Raw genomic sequence first — 20034 nt, forward strand, 5'->3', positions numbered from 1 at the left:
TCCCGTTCTAGGCGGTGGCCGGCTCCCGGGACCGCCCCGCCCAGCCCTCCAGCAGGGTCACGAACCGCTCGGCGTGCGTCGGCCAGTCGAAGCGCGCACGCGCCAGCTCGTACCCCTCACGTCCCAGACGTGCGCGCAGACCCCGCTCGTCCCGCAGTCGGAGCACGGCGGTGAGCGCCGCATCGACGTCGCCGAACGGCACCACCAGACCGGACCGCTCCTGCCCCACCAGCTCCGTGACGGCCGGCCGGGGGGTGGTCACGACGGGGATGCCGCGCGCCATGTACTCCATGACCTTGGCGGGCACCGTGTCCCGGTGCTCCTCGTCGTCGTGCATCAGGGCCAGCCCCGCCATCGCGCCCTCGGCGATCCGCATCGCCCGGTCGTTGGGCACGAAGCCGTACCAGCGCAGGGCCCCGGCCCGCTGGGCGTCGCGCAGCGCGGGCCGCACCTCCGGATCGGCGGCCCCGATCAGCTCGACCGCCACGCCCTTCTCCGCCAGCCGTGCGGCCAGTTCGATCATCTCCAGGGCGCCCCGGTCCACCGACAGTCGCCCCACGTACACGGCGCGTCGACCGTCGGGCTCGGCGGGCGGCTCCGCGGACACGTACGGCAGGTCGGGCACCACCGGATGGCTCGGGCCGAACCGGTCGCGGTAGCCCTCTCCGGCCAGCAGCAGCCGGTGTCGGCGACCGCGGGCCTCCGCGTGGCGCAGCAGCGGCGCGGGCAGCAGGGACGCCGCCGGGCCCTCGTGCACGTCCCACACCACCGTCCGCCGCCGCGCCGAGCGCGGCAGGGCGAGCAGCAGCTCCGGGTCGTGCAGCAGCACCACGTCGCTGTACGGCGCGTGGTCGGCCAGCGCCCTCCGCGCCGCGCGCAGCGCGTGCGCCAGACCGCGCCCCCGGGCGCGGGGCACGTCCACGGGGCTCACCTGACGCCACGGCGTGACGTTCCAGGCCCGGAACGGCGCGATGTAGGTGACCTCATGACCGGCGTCGAGCAGTGCCCGGATCTGCCGATGCAGGATTCGGGTGTCCTCCGGATGGTGCACGACCGTGCACACGCAGATCCGCATCGCCGCCCCCCCGAGTGATCACGATCCGAGTTGCCATGAATCCTCTCCGCGCTGGGCGAACGTCCGGAGTACGAAACGAAACGTCCGGATGGCATGTGATGAACGAAAGGCGGCCCGCGAACGTTCATTGGCCCGCGACAGTCGCCCTGACCCGATGGCATAGAGGAGTCAGGCCGTCACCGAGCGCCCTTTTCCCGACCCGGCACTTTCCGGCCCGGTCGCCCCGCTCCGCAGGACGTGCCGGGGGTGCGGGCGACCGACGGCCGCACGGGTTTCGGCGGTCGCCGCCCGGAAACACAAGGCGGCATGAGGAAAGACTCGGCAGGGGCCGGCCGCGCCTCGACTTCCCGGTCGTCGGCATTTCGAGCGTGCGGTCTCCCTCGGAGAGTTAAGCAAGAGTTCACCTTCGATACATCGTCGATTCGATGTCGTCCCCAATAATCACGGGGCCTCCGAGGGAATGAGCCGTCCGCATGTCATCGTCACCAGCACCGTCCCTGATCTGGGCGGAGTCCCCGCTGCAGCTCTTGTCGGCGGTGGAGGCGTGCCATCTGGACCTGCCGCCCACCCCGGTCGACCTGCGGCTGCGGGCGGGCATGGCCCCGCTGGAGGCCACGGCGGCGGAGGTCGAGCGGCTCGGCGCGCCCCCCGGGCTGCGGCTGCCCGGTGACCCGGCGGGGACGGCCCGGCCGCCGCGCGGGGGCTGCTGGATCGTCGGCGACGTCTTCTCCGGGGCGGTGCAGCGCGGGCTGGTCCTGCCGGGTGACCATCGGTTGGTGGTGGTCGACGACGGCCTGGCGACGCTGCATCTGCTGGAGCTGCTGACCTCGGCGCGGCCGAGGCCGCTGACCAGGGCCCGCGCCCGGCCCGGCCCGACCCGCCGCGCCCTGGGGCTGGCGGCGTGGATGCGGCTGCGGGCGGCGGCCAAGTCCGGGCGGCTGACGGTGCTCACCGCCCTGCCGGTCTCCGCCGACCTGGCCGGCGCGCTCGGTGAGCTGAGTGTCACGCTGCGCACCCACGACTTCCCCTGGCTGCGGAGCCGACCGCCCGCCGCGCCGCCCGAGCAGCGCCTGGTCGTGCTGGGCAGCTCGCTGGTCCGCAACGACCTGGTGCGCCGTGAGCCCTACGTGCGGTGGGTGCGCTCCCTGGCCGAGCGGGAACCCCTCTCCTACCGGCCGCACCGCCGCGAGTCCCCCGACGTGCTGGCCGAGCTGAGCGCCGATCCGCGGATCTCGGTGGCCGAGCCCGGGGTCCCGGTGGAGCTGTCGCTGCGCGGCCTCACCGCCGAGCACCGGGTGATCAGTCTGCCCTCGACGGCTCTGACGTCGTTGCGGCTCATCCTTCGGGCGGCCCGGACTAGGATCGAGGGCGTGCCCATTCCAGCGGACTGGTGGACGAGCGCCGCCGATCGTGAGCTCCGTGATCACCTCAGCCTCTTCGTCGGTGGCGTGGAGCTCATCACGTGACCGTCCCCGCACGCGTTCTCGCGGTGGCCGACTCGGATTCCTACCTCAAGTGGACCGCCGGCCTGCTCGATCATCTGCCGGAGGACTGGTCGCGGCGGCTCGCGGTGGTGAGGTCGCCGATCACGCCGTCGCCGGAGCAGATCCGCTCGGCGCTCAACGGAACGGGCTCGAAGGACCCCGCCGTCGTCACCGCCCGGGGGCTGGTGCGGGTGATCACCGAGCACCGGCCGGACGTCGTCCTCCTCGGCTGCACGGGCCCGGTGGTGGACACGCTGAGCGCGATGGTGCTGGGCCGGTCCCGTCCGGTGCTGGTGTCGGGGCTGCCGGGCATCTCGGTGCCCGCCACCGAACGCGCCTGGCGGTTCCGCAGCGCGGCGGACCTGTTCATCGTGCACAGCCACCACGAGGTCGCGGAGTTCACCGAGATCGCCCGGCGGATGGGCCTGCCGGGCCGCGTGGGCCTGGCCCGGCTGCCGTTCCTGGCCCCGGCCGAGGCCGCGCCGGTGCGGGACCGGGTCGTGTTCGCCACCCAGGCCAAGGTCCCGGTCGAGCGCGGGCAGCGCGAGAGCATCCTGCTCTCGCTGGCCGCCCTCGCCGAGCGCCGCCCCGATCTGCGGGTGGTGGTCAAGCTCCGCGCCCTGGCCACCGAGGAGCAGACGCACCGTGAGCGGCACTCGTACCAGACGCTCTGGGACGAGATGGTCGCCGAGGGACGCGTCCGGGCGGGCCTGCTCACCTTCGACGCCGGGCCGATGCGGGAGCACCTCGCGCACGCGGCCGGCTTCGTCACCGTCAGCTCCACCGCCGCGCTGGAGGCCATCGCGGCCTCGGTGCCGCTGCTCGTGCTGTCGGACTTCGGCGTCGGCGCGGAGATGATCAACCTCGTCTTCGCCGACAGCGGCTGCCTCGGCACGCTCGCCGACCTGGAACGGGCCGAGTTCCGCGACCCCGACCCGGCCTGGTGCGCGGCCAACTACTTCCACGCCCCCGACGCCGACGACTGGGTGGGGACGCTGACCGATCTCGTGCGGACCTCGCGCGGCGGGGCCCTGCCGGTCCCCACGCGTCTGGTCCGGCGCAAGGGCCTGCTGGCGGAGCCGAAGGCCCGTCTCCGGCTGCAGCTCTCGCCGACGATGGTCCGTCAACTGTCCGGCATCCGCCGCGCCGTCCGACGCTGACCGCGACGCACGAACGAGCCCGATCCGGTCGCGGATCGGGCTCGTTCGTGCGTGGTGCTCAGATGCGGGGGCGGGACGCCGCCGATCAGGCGTCGTCCTTCGGGCGGGCGCGCAGTTGCTCGGCCCGCCGCACGACGTTGACCGCCAGCCGCCGACGGCGGCTGCTGCGGGGCAGCACGGTGTTCAACGCCTTGGTGCGCGGGCTGTGGACGCCCCCGGGAAGCCCGAGCATGGTGAGCCGGCGGCGCTTGAAGTAGCGGGCCATCGGTCCGCCGACGTGGTCGCGCAGGTAGTCCTGCGCCGCCGGTCGCAGGTCGGGACGGGCGGCGGCGCGCATGCAGTACGCCACGGCCGCCACCAGCGAGGTCAGCTCCGTCGACACGGCCTCGGCGCCGATCATCGGGGCGCGTAGCGTCCCGTCCGGCTCCAGGTGGGGCAGCGCCGCGTCGACGATGGTGACCGGGATCCGGTTGCTGTTCTGGTACGGGGTCAGCCGCTCCAGCAGCAGCTCGGTGCCCACCGTGGCCGCCGGCACGCCGTAGTAGCGGTACGCGGTCATCATCGCGGTCGAGCAGATGCCGACGATGAGCGCCGGCCGCACCCGGGCGCACCACGTCTCGGCGGGCACCGGGTCGTCGATGACGACCAGCCGCGCGTCGAGCCTCTTGGCCTCGTCGACCAGCAGCTCGAACAGCCGCGGCGGCGAATGGGGGTGCGGCTTGAACAGCACCGTGTCATGGCCGCGGGCCACCACGCCCTGCAGCATCTCCAGATGGAGCCGGTTCTCCTCCTCGTCGGTGAGGATCTCCAGCTCGCTGAAGTACTGGCCCACGATGAGCGCCACGTTGTCGCCGAACTCGCCGTGCCCGGCCAGGATCGGCTCGACCTCGGCGGTGACCTCCTCGATCACCTTGAGGAACGCCTCACCGGACAGCTCCTCGGCCGGCGCGTCGTACTCCGCCAGGAGATGCGGGACCAGCCCGGGCATCAGGTCCAGGTACAGCAGCCGGCTCAACCGGCTGCCGACACCCGTGGGCGGCGTCGCCCGGGTCGCGCCGTACGTGGCCAGGCCGTCGGAGTACACGGTGACGGTGGCGTCGTGGAAGATGGACGCCAGCGACCTGGCCGGGTTGGACTGGATGGCCTCGACCGCCAGCTCGATCGGCTCGTCCCCGAGGTTCCAGACCCGACGCAGCAGCCGTTCGATCATCGGCTGGTCCACGGCCGCGGGGGACCAGGCCAGCGGATGCAGCGGATCGATCAGCTCGTTCAGCGAGATGACCTCGTCGAAACGCGACAGCAGCGGGGCGTAGCCGGGCCGCTCGTTGGGCGGCGGCGTCAGCTCGGGGATCTGCGCGTCATGGCTGATCAGCAGGATCCTGCGCCGTCCGGAGGGCCCGAAGTGCCCCGCGTCGATGGCCGCGGCCAGCGACATCGCCCCGAACAGCCGGGAGGAGACGAAGATCTGGGTCATCGCGCGACCTCCGCGGGCAGCAGCGGGTGCAGCGCCTCCTGGTGGCGGCGGGTGAGGATCGGCATCACCGTGTGCAGGTCCTCATGGGGCAGCCCGCGCAGGAAGGCGACCGCCCGTTCACGCTGCCGCCGCCGGAGGTCCGGGGCGAGCCGCGACTGTTGTTGCAGATGGAACGAGATCATCTGGCAGTAGGTCCGCAGCGCCTTCAGATGGAAGCGGTCGCGCTCGGGATCGTCGGCGAGATCCGCGAGCACCTGGTCGAAGGCGTCGAAGTAGTGGAGCTGCCGCTCGTCGCCGATCTGCGTCAGCGAGCCGGCGACCTCGCGCCGGTAGAACACCCCGAACAGCGACACCACCGCGTACGAGGACGCGCCGCGCATCAGCCGCCACGTCCACGGCCGGTCCTCGCAGGTCAGCAGGTGCTCGTCGAAGGTGAGCAGCCCCTTGTCGACCAGGGTCCGACGGTAGATCCCCGACCAGGCGTTGGGGTAGTCCACCATCGTGTTGTCGAGGACGGGGAGGATCCCGTCCCGAGGGTTGAGCACGACGCCCCTGACACCCTGCGGCGCCCGGTGGACCTCCCGGCGCCGCCCGTACACCCGCACGTGGTCGGTCTTGATGAAGTCGCAACCGAGGGCCTCGATCGCCTCGACGGCGGCGCCCAGGTAACCCGGGCCGATCCAGTCGTCCCCGTCGAGGTAGGTGATCAGACGGCCCGACGACGCCGCCACCCCGGCGTTGCGCGCCGCGCTCAGGCCCCGGGCCTTCGCGTGGCGGACCACCGTGAAGCCCGGCAGCCTGCTGCGGTGACGCTCGACGATCTCGCCGGTGTGATCACTGGAGCCGTCGTCCACGAAGATGAACTCGAAGTCGTCGCGGACGTTGCGTTCCAGGCTGATCAACAGGTCGCCGATATAAGGGGCGACGTTGTGCATCGGTACGATGACCGACAGGGTCGTCACGCGTGCTCCTTCAAGGCGTTACCCGGCGAAGCCGGGCGCGGGGCTCGACCTCACCGGGGAAGACGCGCTTCTCACCGTCACCGAGCGCCTGCTCGATGATGCGGATGTCGCGTACGAGATGCTCGAGCCCGGTCGGCTCCAGCGAGGCGGCGTGGTCGGAACCCCACATCGTACGGTCCAGCGTAATGTGCCGTTCGACCATGACCGCCCCCATTGTCACAGCCGCGAGGGAAATCTGCAGCCCGCGCTCGTGACCGGAGTAGCCGACGGGCACGCCGTAGCGCTCCTGGAGGGTCGTGATGGTCCGCAGGTTGGCCTCTTCGGCCGGCAGCGGGTAGGTGGAGGTGGCGTGCAGGATGACCAGGCCGTCGGTGCCGAGGATCTCCACCGCCTCGTCGATCTCCTCCAGGGTGGACATCCCGGTGGACAGGATGATCGGCTTGCCGGTGGCGGCCAGCGCCCGCAGCAGCTCGCGGTCGGTGATCGACGCGGACGCCACCTTGTGCGTCACCACGTCGAAACGCTCCAGGAACTCCACCGACGGCACGTCCCACGGCGACGCGAACCAGTCGATGCCCCGGTCGGCGGCGTACTTGGCGATCTGGCCGTACTCGTCCGCGCCGAACTCGACCCGGTGCTTGTACTCCAGGTAGGTCATCTCGCCCCAGGGCGTCTGCCGGATCTTGCCCTGCTGGTCGAGCGGGACGCAGATCTCCGGGGTGCGCTTCTGGAACTTGACCGCCTGGCAGCCGGCGTCGGCCGCGATGTTGATCAGCCGGCGGGCGATGTCCACGTCGCCGTTGTGGTTGATGCCGATCTCACCGATCACGTAGACCGGCTCGCCCGGCCCGATCTCGCTGTCGCCGATCCGGACCGTGGCGGTCGCGGGCGCCTCAGGGGCAGAGCTCATATGATGCCGTCCTCTAACAGTCGGGTTGATCGAGTTGATCGGGTTCGCTCAGGCCTCGCGGGCGGCGAGGACTCGTTCGCACAGCTCTCGGACCGCCCCGGCGCCGCCGGGACGGGTCAGCGTCACCCGCGCGGCCGAGAGCACGTCCGGGTGGGAGCCCGGAACGGCCACCGGCCACCCGACCATCGCCAGGCAGCCGAGATCGTTGACGTCGTTGCCGACGTAGGCCACCCGCGCGGGGTCCAGCCCCTCGTCGGCCAGCCACTTGCGCAGGACCGTCGCCTTGTCCTCCACCCCGTGCAGCACGGGCACGCCCAGCTTGCGGGCGCGGGCCGCGACCACCGGGTTGACCTCGGTGGACAGGATCAGCAGCGGCACGCCGGCCCGCCGCAGCAGCGCCACGCCCATGCCGTCGCCGCGGCTGACCGCCACCGACTCGCGGCCGTCCTGGTCGACGAACGCGCGGTCGTCGGTGTGCACGCCGTCGAAGTCGGTCACGACGGCGTCGACGTCGATGGGCTCGACCCGGTCGGCGACGACCGCGATGGCCCGCACCAGCTCCAGGTCGGCGGGCTCGTCCACCTCGATGGCGTGCGCCGTCGGCACCGGCCGGACGTCGATGCGGCCGAAGAAGCGGTGCCGATGCGCGCGGAGCCCGTCGGTGCGCATCACGTAGAACGCGCCGGTCTCGCGGAAGTGCGCCGCCCGGTCCTGCCGGCGCGGACGCCGGGCCGGGTCGTGGCCCACCCCGGTCACGCCGTCGGCCCCCGCCGAGCACCACTGGAACTCGTGGGTCTCCAGCCCCGAGAACACCGAGTCGGCGGCCCCGTCCAGCACCAGGCCCACGGCGGCGTCCAGGTCGGCCGGGTCGATGAACGGGCTGGTGCACTGCACCATCACGGTCACCTCCGGGTCTCCGCCGACCTCGTCCAGCGTGTGCAGCAGCGCCGACTCCGACGAGGCCGTGTCGCCGCTCAGCTCGTCGGGGCGGATCACCACCCGGGCGCCCGCGGCCGAGGCGACCGTCGCGATCTCCGCGTCGTCGGTGCTGACCACGACCGCGTCGACCCGCGGCGCCGCCAACGCGGCGTGCACCGCGCGCACCACCAGCGGACGACCGCCGACCAGGGCGAGGTTCTTGCGAGAAATGCCCTTCGAGCCCCCCCGGGCGGGGATGACACAGACGACGCGCACAAGTCTCCCGATGTAAGGATTTTTGGGATTTTCGATGCTCAGAGGCACCCCACACTAGCCGTGTCGGAGGTGGTGAGCGGTGGCCGCCGGGTTAACGACGGTTGACGACGGTTCGAACCTTCGTGGTGTCCGGCTCACCGGGCCGGTCGTCGCAGCGCGGTGAACGCCCAGGTCATCCGCGGTTGGATCAAGCCCCGCGTCAAGGCGATCACCGGTTTGGAGCACAGCACGGTGGCCAGGACGCAGCCCGCGAGCGCCACCGCCACGACCCCGGGAACGGTGTGCAGCGCGTCCACCTTGTAGACCCCGAGGTAGATGAGCACCGTGCGCACCACGAAGTCGTGCAGCAGGTACGCGTAGAGGGTCGCCTCGCCCAGGGCGGTGAACCATGTGCGGCGGGTCGGCACGACGGCCAGGAAGGCCACCACCAGCGCCACCGCGCAGATCAGCATGGCGACCCGCACCAGCGTTCCGGTGAGGTTGTCGACGCCCATCCCGTCGTGGCCGGTGTCCCAGTACCACCAGTGACGCTTGCGGTCCTTGGCGTAGAACCAGGAGAACGCGAACCCGCCCGCCAGCACCAGCGCCCCCACCAGCCCCGCGACACGCGTCTTGAGCATCTCGACGTGCTGCGGTCGCAGCATCAGGCCCAGCACGTAGAACGGGACCAGGCCCATGGCCCGGTGCAGGCTCAGCGCCGAGGGCAGGTCCGTCATGTAGGACAGCAGGCAGACGGTCAACGCCACGCCCATCGGCCAGCGGATCTGCTGCCACACCGGAGTGGACAGCCGCCAGATGAACGTCGCCATCAGGAACCACAGCACGTACGTCGGCTGCTGCAGCGAGATCTCCAGCGGCTTGTCGTCCATCACCGAGAAGTACACGGAGTACAGGACTTCGAAGATCACGTACGGCACCGCGAGGTGCGTGATCAGCTTGCGCGCCTTGCCGGCCGACAGCGTGAAGTTCCGCGACAGATAGCCGGTGATCAGGATGAACAGCGGCATGTGGAACATGTAGATGAACACGTACGCCGCCCGCGCCACCGGAACGTCGCGCAGCCCGCCGATCGCGTGCCCGGCCACCACCAGCAGGATCGCCAGGAACTTGGCGTTGTCGAAGAAGGGGTCGCGCTCCTTGCGGGCGCGCAGGGGCGCCGGGGCGTCGCCCCGGGCGGGCGTCGCCGGCGGAGCGGGCTCGGCCGGCGAGGGCTGGGAGGGCCGGGAGGGCTCGGCGGCCTTCCGGACCTCAGTCGCGGCCATGGGCGTCGTCGGGTCGGACGATCGTGGTGTTGCCTGGATCGTTCCAGGTCAGAGCAGGTGGCGGGGAGGTCACAGAGGTCTCCAGACGAGGTGCGGACAAGTGGCGAACATACAACCCGATCCGCATGAATTTCATCCATATGCGCCGAAGGGGATCGACCGCCGTCATCTCCGGATCGTCCGGCTCCCGCCGTCCACGCGGGGCCGTCGACGCGACGGAGAGGCCCCCGAGGCTAGGAGCGCCGCGGTCCACGATGGTGACCTGAAAGTGAACGGAGGCCGTCGGGGGCCCAAAGGATCGCCGGTGTCGCCGAGGCGGCGGTCGCCGGACGCGCGGGCCGCCGGGGCGCGGAAGGGTCCGGCCCCGGCCGCCGCGGCGGGCTCTGGAGGTCAGGCCCGGCCATAGGCGTCGTCGAGTCGTTCGATGTCGTCCTCGTCGAAGTCGCCGAACGCGATCTCCAGGATGCGCACCGCCGGGCCGGAGGACTCCAGCCGGTGGGTGTCGCCGGCCCGCACCAGCACCCGCTCGCCGACCTCGGGCTCGATGCGCCGCCCGGCGACCTCGAACACCGCGCCGGGGTCGAGGGCGACCCACAGTTCGTCGCGGTGCCGGTGCCGCTGGAGGCTGAGCCGCTGACCGGGCGCCACGTGGATGATCTTGACCGTGGTCGGCTCGTTCCAGGTGAACCGCTCGAAACGGCCCCAGGGCCGCACCTCGGTCAGGATCTCGGCCAGGTCGCGTTCGGCGGGAGGGGTGGACGGGGAGGTCACAGAAGCTCTCCAGGAGAAGGTCGGACAAGTGGCGAACATACAACCCGATCCGCCCGAATTTCATCCGGTCGGCACCTGACCATAAGTTGAACGTCCGGGGTCGCGTGCCGTGCCCGGCCTGTGGCGCGCCGTGACCTATCATCCCAGCCATATGCCGTCCGCGTCGCATCCGTGACCCGCAGTCACGGCCGGTGGTCCTGATTCGCAGCATCGGGGAGGGACATGGCTTCACGGCCCAAGGTCTCCGTCATCGTGCGGGTCGGGGATCACCGCGCGAGCCTCGACCGATCGCTCGGGTCGGTCTTCGACCAGACCCTCGCGGCCGACGCCATCGAGGTCGTCGCGGTCGACGACGGCTCGACCGACGGCAGCGGGCGGCGGCTCGACCGGTTGGCGGCCTCCCGCCCCGGCATGCGGGTGGTCCATCAGCCGGCCTCCGGCGGTCCGGGCGCACCGCGCAACGCGGGCCTCCAGTTGGCGACCGGCGAGTACGTCATCTTCCTCGAACCCGAGGACCGCCTCGGCGAGGACGCGCTGGCCCGGATGACGCGGCTGGCGGACTTCCACGGCACCGACGTCGTCGTCGGCCAGTGCGCCGGCGCGGGGACCCGGGAGCCGAGGCTCGCCCGTGACTTCGGGTACACCACGGTGCTGGAGAGCCCGTTCCTCTACGACACGCTGACGCCGTACAAGCTCTTCCGGATGTCCCTGGTGGACCGGCTGGGGTTGCGGTTCGTCGAGGGCATGGCCGCCTACGAGCACCACCTGTTCACCGCGCGCGCCTACTTCGGCGCTTCGGGCGTCTCGGTGCTCGCCGGGTACGACTGTTACCGCTTCGGGGAGGGCGTCCCGCGCCCGCAGGACGTGGACGAGGACTCCCGCTGCTGGCCGTTCATCGCCGAGGTGATGTCGTTCGTCGGGGAACGGCTCCCGCCGGGCCCGCTGCGCGACACCCTGATGCGACGGCACTTCCGGGAGGAGATCTTCCCCCGGTTCGGCGACCGCTACCTGGCCGCCTCCGAGATCGACCGCGCCATCGCCCGGCACTCCGCCGGGCGGCTCGTCCGCGACTGGTACACGCCCGACGTGGACGCCGCGTTCGGGCCCCGGTCACGGCTGGTCGCCTGCTGCCTGGGCCGGGGCCTCGCCGCCGCCCTCGATGAGATCACCGCCTGCGGCGCCGAGGGCGACCGGCCGCCCGCCGTGGTCGACAAGGACCGCGCCTACTCGGCCTACCCGCTGTTCCGCGACCCCGCCGGCGGCATCCCGGACGAGTACTACGACGTCACCGACCGGCTCCGACTCGACGCCCGTCCGGACGCCCTGGGCTGGCACGGCGACACGCTCGTGGTCGAGGGGACCGCCGCCATCTCCGAGATCGACCTCGCCGAGCAGCGCGTCAACCTGCTGCTGCTGGCCGAGGAGGACCCCTCGGTCGAGCACCGGCTGCCCGGCCGCCTCGACCCCACCGGCCGCTTCACGGTGGAGGTCGGCCCGGCCGCCTGGGAGACGCTCGGCCCCGGCCGCTGGAAGGCGTACGCCGAGGTGCGCGCCCAGAAGATCGTCCACACCCGCCGGCTGGTGTTCGCCGACCCCCGCCCCGGCGCCGCCGCCCGGCTCGGCCACGAGGGGACGACCGTCGCCGCGCGCGTCGACCGGCGCACCCGCGCCCTCAGCCTGGACGTGACCGCGACCCGGCTCCCGGCGCTGCTGCACGTCGACGAGGTCGGCCGGGCGGCGGCGGGCCGGCTCGGCGTCGTCGCGCACGTGCCCGCCGCCCTCGCCGACGGCCACCCGGTGCACGCCCGCGCGGAGCTGGTCCGACGGGGCACGGGGGAGTGCCGCTGGATCCCGGCGACCACCGTCCGACGCACCGGCCGGGTCGAGATCGACGTCAAGCTCGACCTGCGCGAATGCGGCACGGGGCGCTGGGACCCCACGCTGGAGCTGGTGGTCGGCGGTGTCGTGCTGCGGGCCCGCATCCCCGCGCCCGACGAGGAGCCGCCGGGGCCGGTCCACCTGTTCCCGCTGCGCCGCGCCCGGCCGTACCGGACGGTGCGCGGAGGGCTGTCGGTGGAGGTCCGCAAGGCGAAGACGGTCGAACGACTGGGACGGGCCCTGTCCCACTGCCGTTCCTAGCGCCGGACAAGGTCCCCGAAAAGGCCCGCGCGGTGTTTGCGTCGGCCCCCGTGTGCGGGAATGATCTACCTTCTCGACCGGCCGTTCCACGGTCCCGGCGTAAACCGCGCACCCGTGCGAGCCGTCCTCTCATGGGGAGCCGCGTACCACGCCGTCTCAGTCGTCTCAGGCCCGTACAAAGGCCGTGACGCAGGCACGAAAGGGCCGATGTGGGAGATGTGGTGAGCCATTCCCGGCCCCTCCGAAAGGCCATCGCGGTCGTGCGCCGCGCCCTGGCGGGACTGGGTCGGCTGTCGTCGGCGCATGGACTGTTCCTGCTGGTCGTGGTGGGCGCCGTGGCGGTCCGCCGGGTCGCCGTCCTCGGGTATCCGTCGGTGTTGTGGTTCGGCGACTCCGCCGGCTATCTGGAGTCGGCGGTGCGCCTCCGACCGTCGGAGTTGCGGCCCGGCGGCTACTCCCTGTTCCTGTGGCTGCTGGAGCCCGCGCACAGCCTCCGGTGGGTCGTGGTCGTGCAGCATGCGCTGGGCGTGGCGATCGGGGTCCTGGTCTACGTCCTGGTCTGGCGGGCGGCGCGGGCGGCCCTGCCGTCCCGGCGGTGGCTGCCGGGTCTGGTCGCGACGCCGTTCGCGGTGCCGGTCCTCTTCGACGCGTACCAGATCCAACTGGAGCACCTGCTGATGGCGGACCTGCTGTTCGCCTTCCTGCTGACGGCGGCGGTGACGGTGGTGCTCTGGCGGCGGCGTCTGGGCTGGTGGACGGGGGCCCTGGCGGGGCTGCTGATGTCGTGCGCGGCGGTGACCCGATCGGTGGGCCTGCCCCTCCTCCTGGTGCTGCTCGTGTGCATGATGGCGCGCCGGGCGGGGTGGCGGGCGATGGCGGCGGCGGTCATCGCGTGCGCCGTTCCGGTGCTCATCTATATGTCCTGGTTCAACTCGGTGCACGGCGAGTTCGCCTTCAGCAAGAGCGACAACATCTGGCTCTACGGCCGGACGGTGGATTTCGCCGACTGCGCCCAGATTCGGCCCCGTCCGGAAGTGGCGATCCTGTGCCGTGAGAATGTGCCCCGCGACCCGCGCGTGGCCCCCGCGTTCGCGGCCCTGTGGCAGCCGGAGTCGGGATTCCGCCGGTTGCCGGGCGGGATCGACGACCCTCGGGCCAACGAACTCGCCGGGGAGTTCGCGTGGGCCGCCATCACGAAGCAGCCCGGCGACTACGTCGGGGTCATCGTCCGGGACACCTTCCGGGCGTTCGCCTGGGAGCGCGAGCCCTACCCCACGCCGTGGACGGCCGCCAAGTACCGGTTCCCGGAGGGCGCGAGCCTCCGGGAGACCGACGCCACCTGGGCGTTCGCCTACGGCCGCGACACGGCGGTGCCACGGGTCGTCGAGCCGCACGGCGAGTGGATGCGCGACTACCAGAGCCGGTTCTACGTGCGGGGCACGGTGCTCGGCGCCTTCCTGCTCGTGGGCCTCGGCGGCATGCTGATCAGGGTCCGACGGCTGGGCGGGCCGGTGCTGCTGCCCTGGTCGTTCTCCGTGGCGCTGCTGGTCGTGCCCGCCGCCACGGCCGACTTCGACGACCGCTATGTGCTCCCCGCGATCCCGTTCGCGGTGCTGGCGGCGGCGATGGCGTTGATCCCCGAGCGGCGTGGCGCCGAGCCCTCCGCCCCCTCGGCGCCCGAGGAGCGCTCCGAGCCCAAGCGCGAGCCCGTTCCGGAGCGGCTCGCCGAGGCGGCGGAGACCGGCTGACGGCACGGCTGCGGGGGCCGGGTCACCTCAGCAGATGGTCCAGCACCCGGGCCGCGGCCCGTCCGTCGTCGTGCGGGCAGTACCGGGCGGCGAAGGCCGAGTACGCGTCGCCGTACCGGGCCGGAAGGTCGTCGAGACCGCGCAGGGCGTCGATGACCTCCTCGGAGGTGCTCAGCAGCGGACCGGGGGCCTCCGCCTCGAAGTCGAAGTAGAAGCCCCGGACATGGTCGCGATAGCGCTCCAGGTCGTAGGTGTAGAACACCATCGGCCGGCCGGTCACGGCGAAGTCGAACATCGCCGACGAGTAGTCGGTCACCAGGACGTCCGTGATCAGGTACAGCTCGGCGATGTCCGGATAGGCCGACACGTCGAGGACGAAGCCGTCGCCCTCCGAACGCGGCCGGTCGGTGACCAGGTAGTGCGTGCGCAGTAGCACCACGTGGTCGTCGCCGAGCGCCGCCCGCATGGCCTCGAGGTCGAGTTCGAGTTGGAAGGCGCGCTTGCCGATGGCAAGGTGGAAGTCGTCCCGCCAGGTCGGCGCGTACATCACCACCCGCTTGCCCTCCGGGACGCCGAGCCTGTGTCGCACGTCGGCGGCGACGGCGTGGCGCTCCGGGGCGAGCAGCAGGTCGTTGCGGGGGTAGCCGCTCTCCAGCACCTCGCCGTCGTACCGGAACGCCCGGCGGAAGAGCGGTGTGGAGAACGCGTTCTGCGTCAGCAGCAGATCCCACTGGGGAACGTCGTGCTCCATCCAGTTGAGGCCCTCGGTCCGCTTGTACGGCATGTCGTGCACGTCGTAGCCGAGCTTCTTCAGGGGCGTCCCGTGCCAGCACTGCACGTAGGTCGTGCCGGGGCGCTTGACGAACCAGTCCCGCTGGGCCCAGTTGGAGAAGATGAACCGGGCCCGCGCCAGCGCCTCGTAGTGCTCCCTGCTGCCGGTCAGGACGGTGCGGGCGCCCTCCGGCGGGGTGAACTGGCCGTCGTCGCTGACCCACACGCACTCGATGCCGTCGTCGCGCCGCCGCAGCTCCTCGAAGACGCCGCGCGGGTTGCAGGAGTACTGGCGTCCCTTGTACGCGTCGAACAGCGCCAGCTCGCGCACCGGCTGCCGCCGGTAGGCCGGATAGTCGACGGTCTGCAGGCGGGCCTGCGCGTAGGGGCCCTGCTCGTCGTCGGCCAGCGCCGTCCGGACGCGCAGCCGCAGCGCGTCGGTCGAGTGGGGGTGGAGGGTGATCTCGTGGACCCCGGTGACGTGCGGCCCGGGGAGGGTGCGCAGCCTGCCGCGTTCCACCAGGACGGGCTCGTCGCCGCCCTTGGTGGGCGCCAGCAGGTCCCAGCGGCCCCGGCTGAGCGGGCGCTCCAGGCCGAACGAGGGCATGCGCTCCGGGGTGAGGACGGCGGTGAAGCGGTCCCCCTCCCACGTGATCGGCAGGGGGAACGTGTCGGAGGACCGCAGCCGGCGCAGCAGCAGCCGGTCGGGCCGGTCGGCGGCCGAGAGGGTGCCCGTCACCACCAGATCGTCGCCGTCCCAACGGACGTCGGTGACGACCGGACGCGGCGCGCGGAGGAAGCCTCGCAGGTTCCCGAAGCGCGTGCGCAGCAGCGCGAACTCCAAGGGGTCCTCTCCGTCCCGGACCAGGTGGCGCGCCTCGGCGAGGTCGTCGCCGAACAGCAGCTTGCGGCCGTCGTCGAGGGCGATGTCCCACGCGCCCGTGTGCGCCCCCTCCGCCAGCTCGGACAGCGGGATCCGCGCCCGGAACCCCGACCCGCCGCCCGCGCCGGCGATCGCCTCGGTGCCGACCTCGAGCCGGTGGTCGTCGTGCTCGTGGGAGAGGATCAGCGACGTCGGGGCGGGGTCGGGCGCCGCCCAGCCGTCCAGTTCGAGGATGTCGCCGTCCGTTCGGTGGTCGGTGAGCCGGACGGCGACCTGCCGGACCCGCAGCGCCGCGCTGCGTCCCAGCTCCATGGGCTGGACGTGGACACCCGGGGCGACCTCCAGCTCCGCGGGCCACTTGCGGTTCACGGCGGTGGGCGCGCCCAGGGCGCGGCGACGGCGAAGTCCCTGGCAGACGACCTCCACGCCCAGCTTCCAGTCGGAGCTGCGCCACCGGCCGAGCACCTTGAGCGAGGCGGGGTCGATGTCGGCGGTGAAGCCCGACCAGTCGTGACTGACCACGGCCTGGTTGCTGGCGGCGGTCACGTCCGGACGTTCCACGCGCTCGATCTGGAGCCCCACCCGCAGCAGCCGATGCGGGCCGCGCAGCCACAGCCGGATGCGCGAGTCCTCCGGGCTCCCCGAGGCGAGGCGCGGGATGTACGCGTGCCCCTCGACCCGCAGCCGCCCGTCCACCCAGGCGGCGCGGTCGAGCCGGGCCACCGGGAGCAGCTCGTCGGTGACGTCGTAGACGTCGGCGGGGATCTGCAGGTCCGCGTCGTCGTGGTAGGGGTAGGCGGCGTAGAAGCGGGCGCGTCGGCCCCGCTTCGACACGGGGGTCTTCTTCAGCCCGCCCAGCTCCACGAACTTCAGCACCGACAGCAGCTCGGCGAGCCTGCGGCGGCCCAGCAGATGGACCTGGAGCCGGGTGATCGCGGGGAGCGTGCGCAGCGTCTTGGGGTCGATGCCCTCGACCAGGTCGGCGCCGACGGCGACCAGCGTCCCCCGGTGGGCGTCCTCGGTGCGGGGGAGCGCGGTGAGCAGGACCTCCAGCTCACCGCCCACCAGCACCTCGGCGTCGTAGTGCGGGACCAGCCGGGGCGCGTGCGCGGTCAGCCACCGGCGGATGTCGCGCGCCGAGTTCATCCGCTGGTTCAGGTTCGACCAGTCCGCGCGGTCGTCGGTGATCGACCCCGTCCGGCGACGCCACAGGTAGACGGTCTCCTTCACGACGTCGACGGAGGAGGCGAGCGCGTGGGCCCGGATGACGATCGGCGGGTCCTCGTAGAGGCCGGGCGGGAAGGCGAGGCCGTGGCGGACCCAGAACTCGCGCCGGTACACCTTGTTCCAGCACGTCCGGTCGCGGATGAGCGCCGTGTGCCGGGACACGTGCGTCCGCGTCTCCGTCTTGGTGAAGATGTCCCGGTGCAGGTGCGACTGGAGCGTCTCGTCGCCGTGGAGGCGGTGGACGTTGCCGCAGGCGATCTCGGAGCCGGTCCGTTCGAGGGTGCCGACCAGCCGCGCGTAGGCGCCCGGCGGCACCACGTCGTCCCCGTCGGCGAACGCCAGGTAGGCGCCAGTGGCGTGCTCGACGCCGAGGTTGCGGGCCGGCCCGGGCCCCCGGTTCTCCTGCTGGATCAGGCGGAACCTCGCGTCGCGCCCGGCGAAGTCCTTGGCGATGGCCGCCCCGCCGTCGGTCGAGCCGTCGTCGACCATGATGACCTCGAGGTCGCGATGGGTCTGCCGCTCCAGGGATTCCAGGCACGCCGCGAGATAGGGCTCCACGTTGTAGAACGGCACGACGACACTGAGCATCGGTGACACGGTCCTCCTGAACCACGACAGCGGGGCGGCCTGCGGCCGCGATCCCCAGCGCCGGTCGACGGCTTCGAGTGAATGTCTGGTATGGGGAAGGTTAACGGACTTCAACCGATGTGTTGCGCTCGTCGTGTTCGCGGCCACGGTTCCGTTGTGACCTCGTGATGCCGGGAGGCCGCCGGAAACGCGGGCGAGCCGCCGCGGAGACCCCCGGTCGGGGATTCCACGACGGCTCGGCGGATGTCAGTAGTTCCAGCGCTGTCCGTTGCTGCCGGTGTAGCTCCATTGCAGCGCGTGGGCGCCGTTCTCGGTGCTACTGGAGCCGATCGCCAGGTACTTGTCGCTGTTCATGTTGATGAGGTGGCGGTCGCCGTCGGCGTACCAGCGCTGTCCGTTGCTGCCGGTGTAGCTCCACTGCAGCGCGTGGGCGCCGTTCTCGGTGCTGCTCGAACCGATCGCCAGGTAGAGCCCGCTGTTGTAGTTGAGGATGTGGTAACCGTCGAGGACCCACACCTGGCCGGGGCTCGAGGCGATGCAGTCCCACTGGATGGCGTGCGCGCCTTGGGCGGTGCTGCTGGAACCGATGGCGAGGCACTTCCCGCTGTTCACGTTGACGATCTTGACGGCGACGGCCTCGGCCCCGGTGGACACGGTCTGCCGCAGCCTCTTCGCCTTCTCCGGGTAGCGACGCTCGAGGTCCGCCACCTCGGCCGCGGAGAGGGGCTGTACGGCCGCACCCGTCACCGGCCCGCGCGCCGAGGAGCCCTCGGCCGGCGAGGCCGCGAACGCCTGCGCGGAGGTCGCGGAAACGGAGACGGTCACCAAGGTGACGATTCCTGCTTTGGCGAGTCGGGACACGTCGATTCCTTTCAGGAAGGCCCGGCTGTTTGACAATTCCGGTGGAGCCGCACCGTGTTTGGACGATGATCGGCGACGCTAACACCCTTGTTCGGAACGGTCAAGAAGCTGTTAAAGTGCTCGCGCGCGCGTGTGTAAATGGCCGATTGCGGTCAATGCTCACCTTGGCCGAGATCGGCCATGGACCTCTGTTCGCTGCGTCTGACCTGCGAGATTGGGTTGGCCGAATGCCATTCGGCGGCGTCCTCAGTAGGGGCTGCCTTGACTCATTGAGGCTCGGGTGTTAATTTTCCCTTTCGGCTTGATGATCTTCAGTATTCGGTGATGGGACTACGTCATGGTGATGAGTCGTCGAGGAATTCTCCGGGCCGGAATGGCGGGCGGCGCGGCGCTGTTGGGCGGTGCCGTCGTGGGCGGCCGGGCCGGTGCCGCGGTCGCCGCGGTCAACCCCTATCCGGCCGGCGAGGACTCCACGGTCGTCGCCCTGCGCCGGGCGCTGGACTTCGCGGCCGACAACGTCGAGGGGCCTGCCGGGCGGGACGACAAGGGCAGGATCATCGTTCGCGCGCGGCCGAACCACCGCCATGTCCTGCGCGCCACCCTCATCGTCCCCGGGAACACGTTTCTCGACTGCACGGACGCGCGCTTCGTCGCCGACTTCGTCACCACGGGGACGGCCAGGACGATGGTGCTCAACCGGGTGCCCGCGGCGACCACCGGCGGCTACTCCGCCCCCGGGAACATCCGGATCGCCGGCGGATCCTGGGATCCCACCTGGCACTACCTCCAGGGCGTCACGGGCGACGACTTCGACACCGCCCGCCCGGCGCCCGCGATGAACGTCATCACGATGCAGCACACGTCGAACGTCGAACTGGACGGGCTGACCATCTACAACGTCAAGTGGTGGCACGCGATCGAGCTGAACGCCGTGCGCAACGCCACCGTCCGGAACTGCCGGCTCCACGGCTGGGTGCACGACCCCGGTCAGGGCCTCTGGCACGGCGAGGCCGTGCAGCTCGACCTGGCCGGCTCCGGCAACACCTGGGCGGGCGCCAGGGACAACACCCCGTGCACCGACATCCGCATCGTGGGCAACCTCTGCGACACCTCGGGGTCCAAGCCGGGCTGGGGGACGCTCGCCGGTTCCCACACCGCCGTCGACAACGTGCGTCACTCACGGGTGTGGATCGAGTCCAACACGGTCCGCAACACCAGGTGGGACGCGATCACGCCGTTCAACACCGAGCTCCTGTACGTGCGCGACAACCAGATCACCGGCTGTCACGGCGGCGTGTACGTCCGGGGCGCGAACTCCGGCGTCAACCCGCTGACCACGGTCGAGATCACCGGCAACTCCGTCGGCCCGCTCACCGGGACCGGCCGGTGGGGCGTCGGGCTCGCCGCCTACACCGAGACCGCGCCCCTGCGCGACGTGCTCGTGTCGGGCAACGCCGCGCCCTCGTTCCGCTACAACAACGAGCGGTGGATCGGCTTCCGGCAGGAGCCCCAGCGCGGCTGAGCC

The 20034-nt window shown here is 71.7% G+C and carries 14 protein-coding genes; 5 read left to right on the plus strand and 9 right to left on the minus strand.

Going from position 1 to position 20034, the window contains the following annotated elements; genetic code table 11:
- Nucleotides 1–7: 7 nt before the first annotated feature.
- Entirely contained in the window at nt 8–1075 is a 1068-nt protein-coding gene (locus DFJ69_RS19010; RefSeq protein ID WP_116023841.1) for a glycosyltransferase family 4 protein, read from the minus strand.
- A 473-nt stretch (nt 1076–1548) separates the two neighbouring features.
- Between DFJ69_RS19010 and DFJ69_RS19015 the strand changes: the two genes are divergently transcribed.
- A complete protein-coding gene (locus DFJ69_RS19015) occupies nt 1549–2541 on the plus strand; it encodes a hypothetical protein (RefSeq protein ID WP_116023842.1) in 993 nt (330 codons plus the stop codon).
- Nucleotides 2538–3719 carry a DUF6716 putative glycosyltransferase gene (locus DFJ69_RS19020; protein WP_116023843.1) on the plus strand — a complete coding sequence of 394 codons (1182 nt, stop codon included), beginning with the start codon at nt 2538–2540 and terminating at the stop codon, nt 3717–3719. The genes DFJ69_RS19015 and DFJ69_RS19020 overlap by 4 nt, the downstream gene beginning before the upstream one ends.
- Before the next feature lie 85 nt (nt 3720–3804).
- On the opposite strand, the gene DFJ69_RS19025 is transcribed toward DFJ69_RS19020, so the two are convergent.
- From DFJ69_RS19025 to DFJ69_RS19045, 6 genes are all read right to left on the minus strand, one after another.
- On the minus strand, nt 3805–5193 hold the full coding sequence (locus tag DFJ69_RS19025) for an alpha-2,8-polysialyltransferase family protein (RefSeq protein WP_116023844.1): 1389 nt from the start codon (nt 5191–5193) through the stop codon (nt 3805–3807).
- The gene (locus DFJ69_RS19030) at nt 5190–6155 is read right to left on the minus strand and encodes a glycosyltransferase family 2 protein (RefSeq protein WP_116023845.1); all 966 of its coding nucleotides are present in this window, start codon (nt 6153–6155) and stop codon (nt 5190–5192) included. Before DFJ69_RS19030 ends, DFJ69_RS19025 begins: the two co-directional genes overlap by 4 nt.
- Before the next feature lie 10 nt (nt 6156–6165).
- Nucleotides 6166–7065: an N-acetylneuraminate synthase family protein gene (locus DFJ69_RS35640; RefSeq protein ID WP_245974453.1), complete on the minus strand. Its 900-nt coding sequence runs from the start codon at nt 7063–7065 to the stop codon at nt 6166–6168.
- Between the two features lie 48 nt (nt 7066–7113).
- Nucleotides 7114–8259: an acylneuraminate cytidylyltransferase gene (locus DFJ69_RS35645; RefSeq protein ID WP_245974454.1), complete on the minus strand. Its 1146-nt coding sequence runs from the start codon at nt 8257–8259 to the stop codon at nt 7114–7116.
- Between the two features lie 134 nt (nt 8260–8393).
- Nucleotides 8394–9521: an acyltransferase family protein gene (locus DFJ69_RS19040; protein ID WP_116023846.1), complete on the minus strand. Its 1128-nt coding sequence runs from the start codon at nt 9519–9521 to the stop codon at nt 8394–8396.
- Nucleotides 9522–9911: 390 nt separating this feature from the next.
- Entirely contained in the window at nt 9912–10292 is a 381-nt protein-coding gene (locus DFJ69_RS19045) for a phosphomannose isomerase type II C-terminal cupin domain (RefSeq protein WP_245974455.1), read from the minus strand.
- Nucleotides 10293–10514: 222 nt separating this feature from the next.
- On the opposite strand from DFJ69_RS19045, the gene DFJ69_RS19050 reads away from it, so the two are divergent.
- Nucleotides 10515–12431, plus strand: coding sequence for a glycosyltransferase family 2 protein (locus DFJ69_RS19050; protein ID WP_116023848.1), 1917 nt, complete (start codon nt 10515–10517; stop codon nt 12429–12431).
- A gap of 221 nt (nt 12432–12652) precedes the next feature.
- Complete coding sequence (locus tag DFJ69_RS19055; protein ID WP_116023849.1) at nt 12653–14179, plus strand: hypothetical protein; 1527 nt, start codon at nt 12653–12655, stop codon at nt 14177–14179.
- 22 nt (nt 14180–14201) lie between these two features.
- Here the strand turns inward: DFJ69_RS19055 and DFJ69_RS19060 are convergent, their stop codons facing one another.
- Together DFJ69_RS19060 and DFJ69_RS19065 are read right to left on the minus strand one after the other, a co-directional pair.
- Nucleotides 14202–17648, minus strand: a complete 3447-nt coding sequence (locus tag DFJ69_RS19060) for a bifunctional glycosyltransferase/CDP-glycerol:glycerophosphate glycerophosphotransferase (protein ID WP_245974456.1) — start codon at nt 17646–17648, stop codon at nt 14202–14204.
- Between the two features lie 246 nt (nt 17649–17894).
- Nucleotides 17895–18473 (minus strand): RICIN domain-containing protein, encoded by a 579-nt coding sequence (locus DFJ69_RS19065; protein ID WP_170177711.1) that lies wholly within the window; start codon nt 18471–18473, stop codon nt 17895–17897.
- 379 nt (nt 18474–18852) lie between these two features.
- Between DFJ69_RS19065 and DFJ69_RS19070 the strand changes: the two genes are divergently transcribed.
- Entirely contained in the window at nt 18853–20031 is a 1179-nt protein-coding gene (locus DFJ69_RS19070) for a right-handed parallel beta-helix repeat-containing protein (protein ID WP_170177712.1), read from the plus strand.
- Nucleotides 20032–20034 lie beyond the last annotated feature (3 nt).

The organism is Thermomonospora umbrina (assembly GCF_003386555.1).
Taxonomy (GTDB): domain Bacteria; phylum Actinomycetota; class Actinomycetes; order Streptosporangiales; family Streptosporangiaceae; genus Thermomonospora; species Thermomonospora umbrina.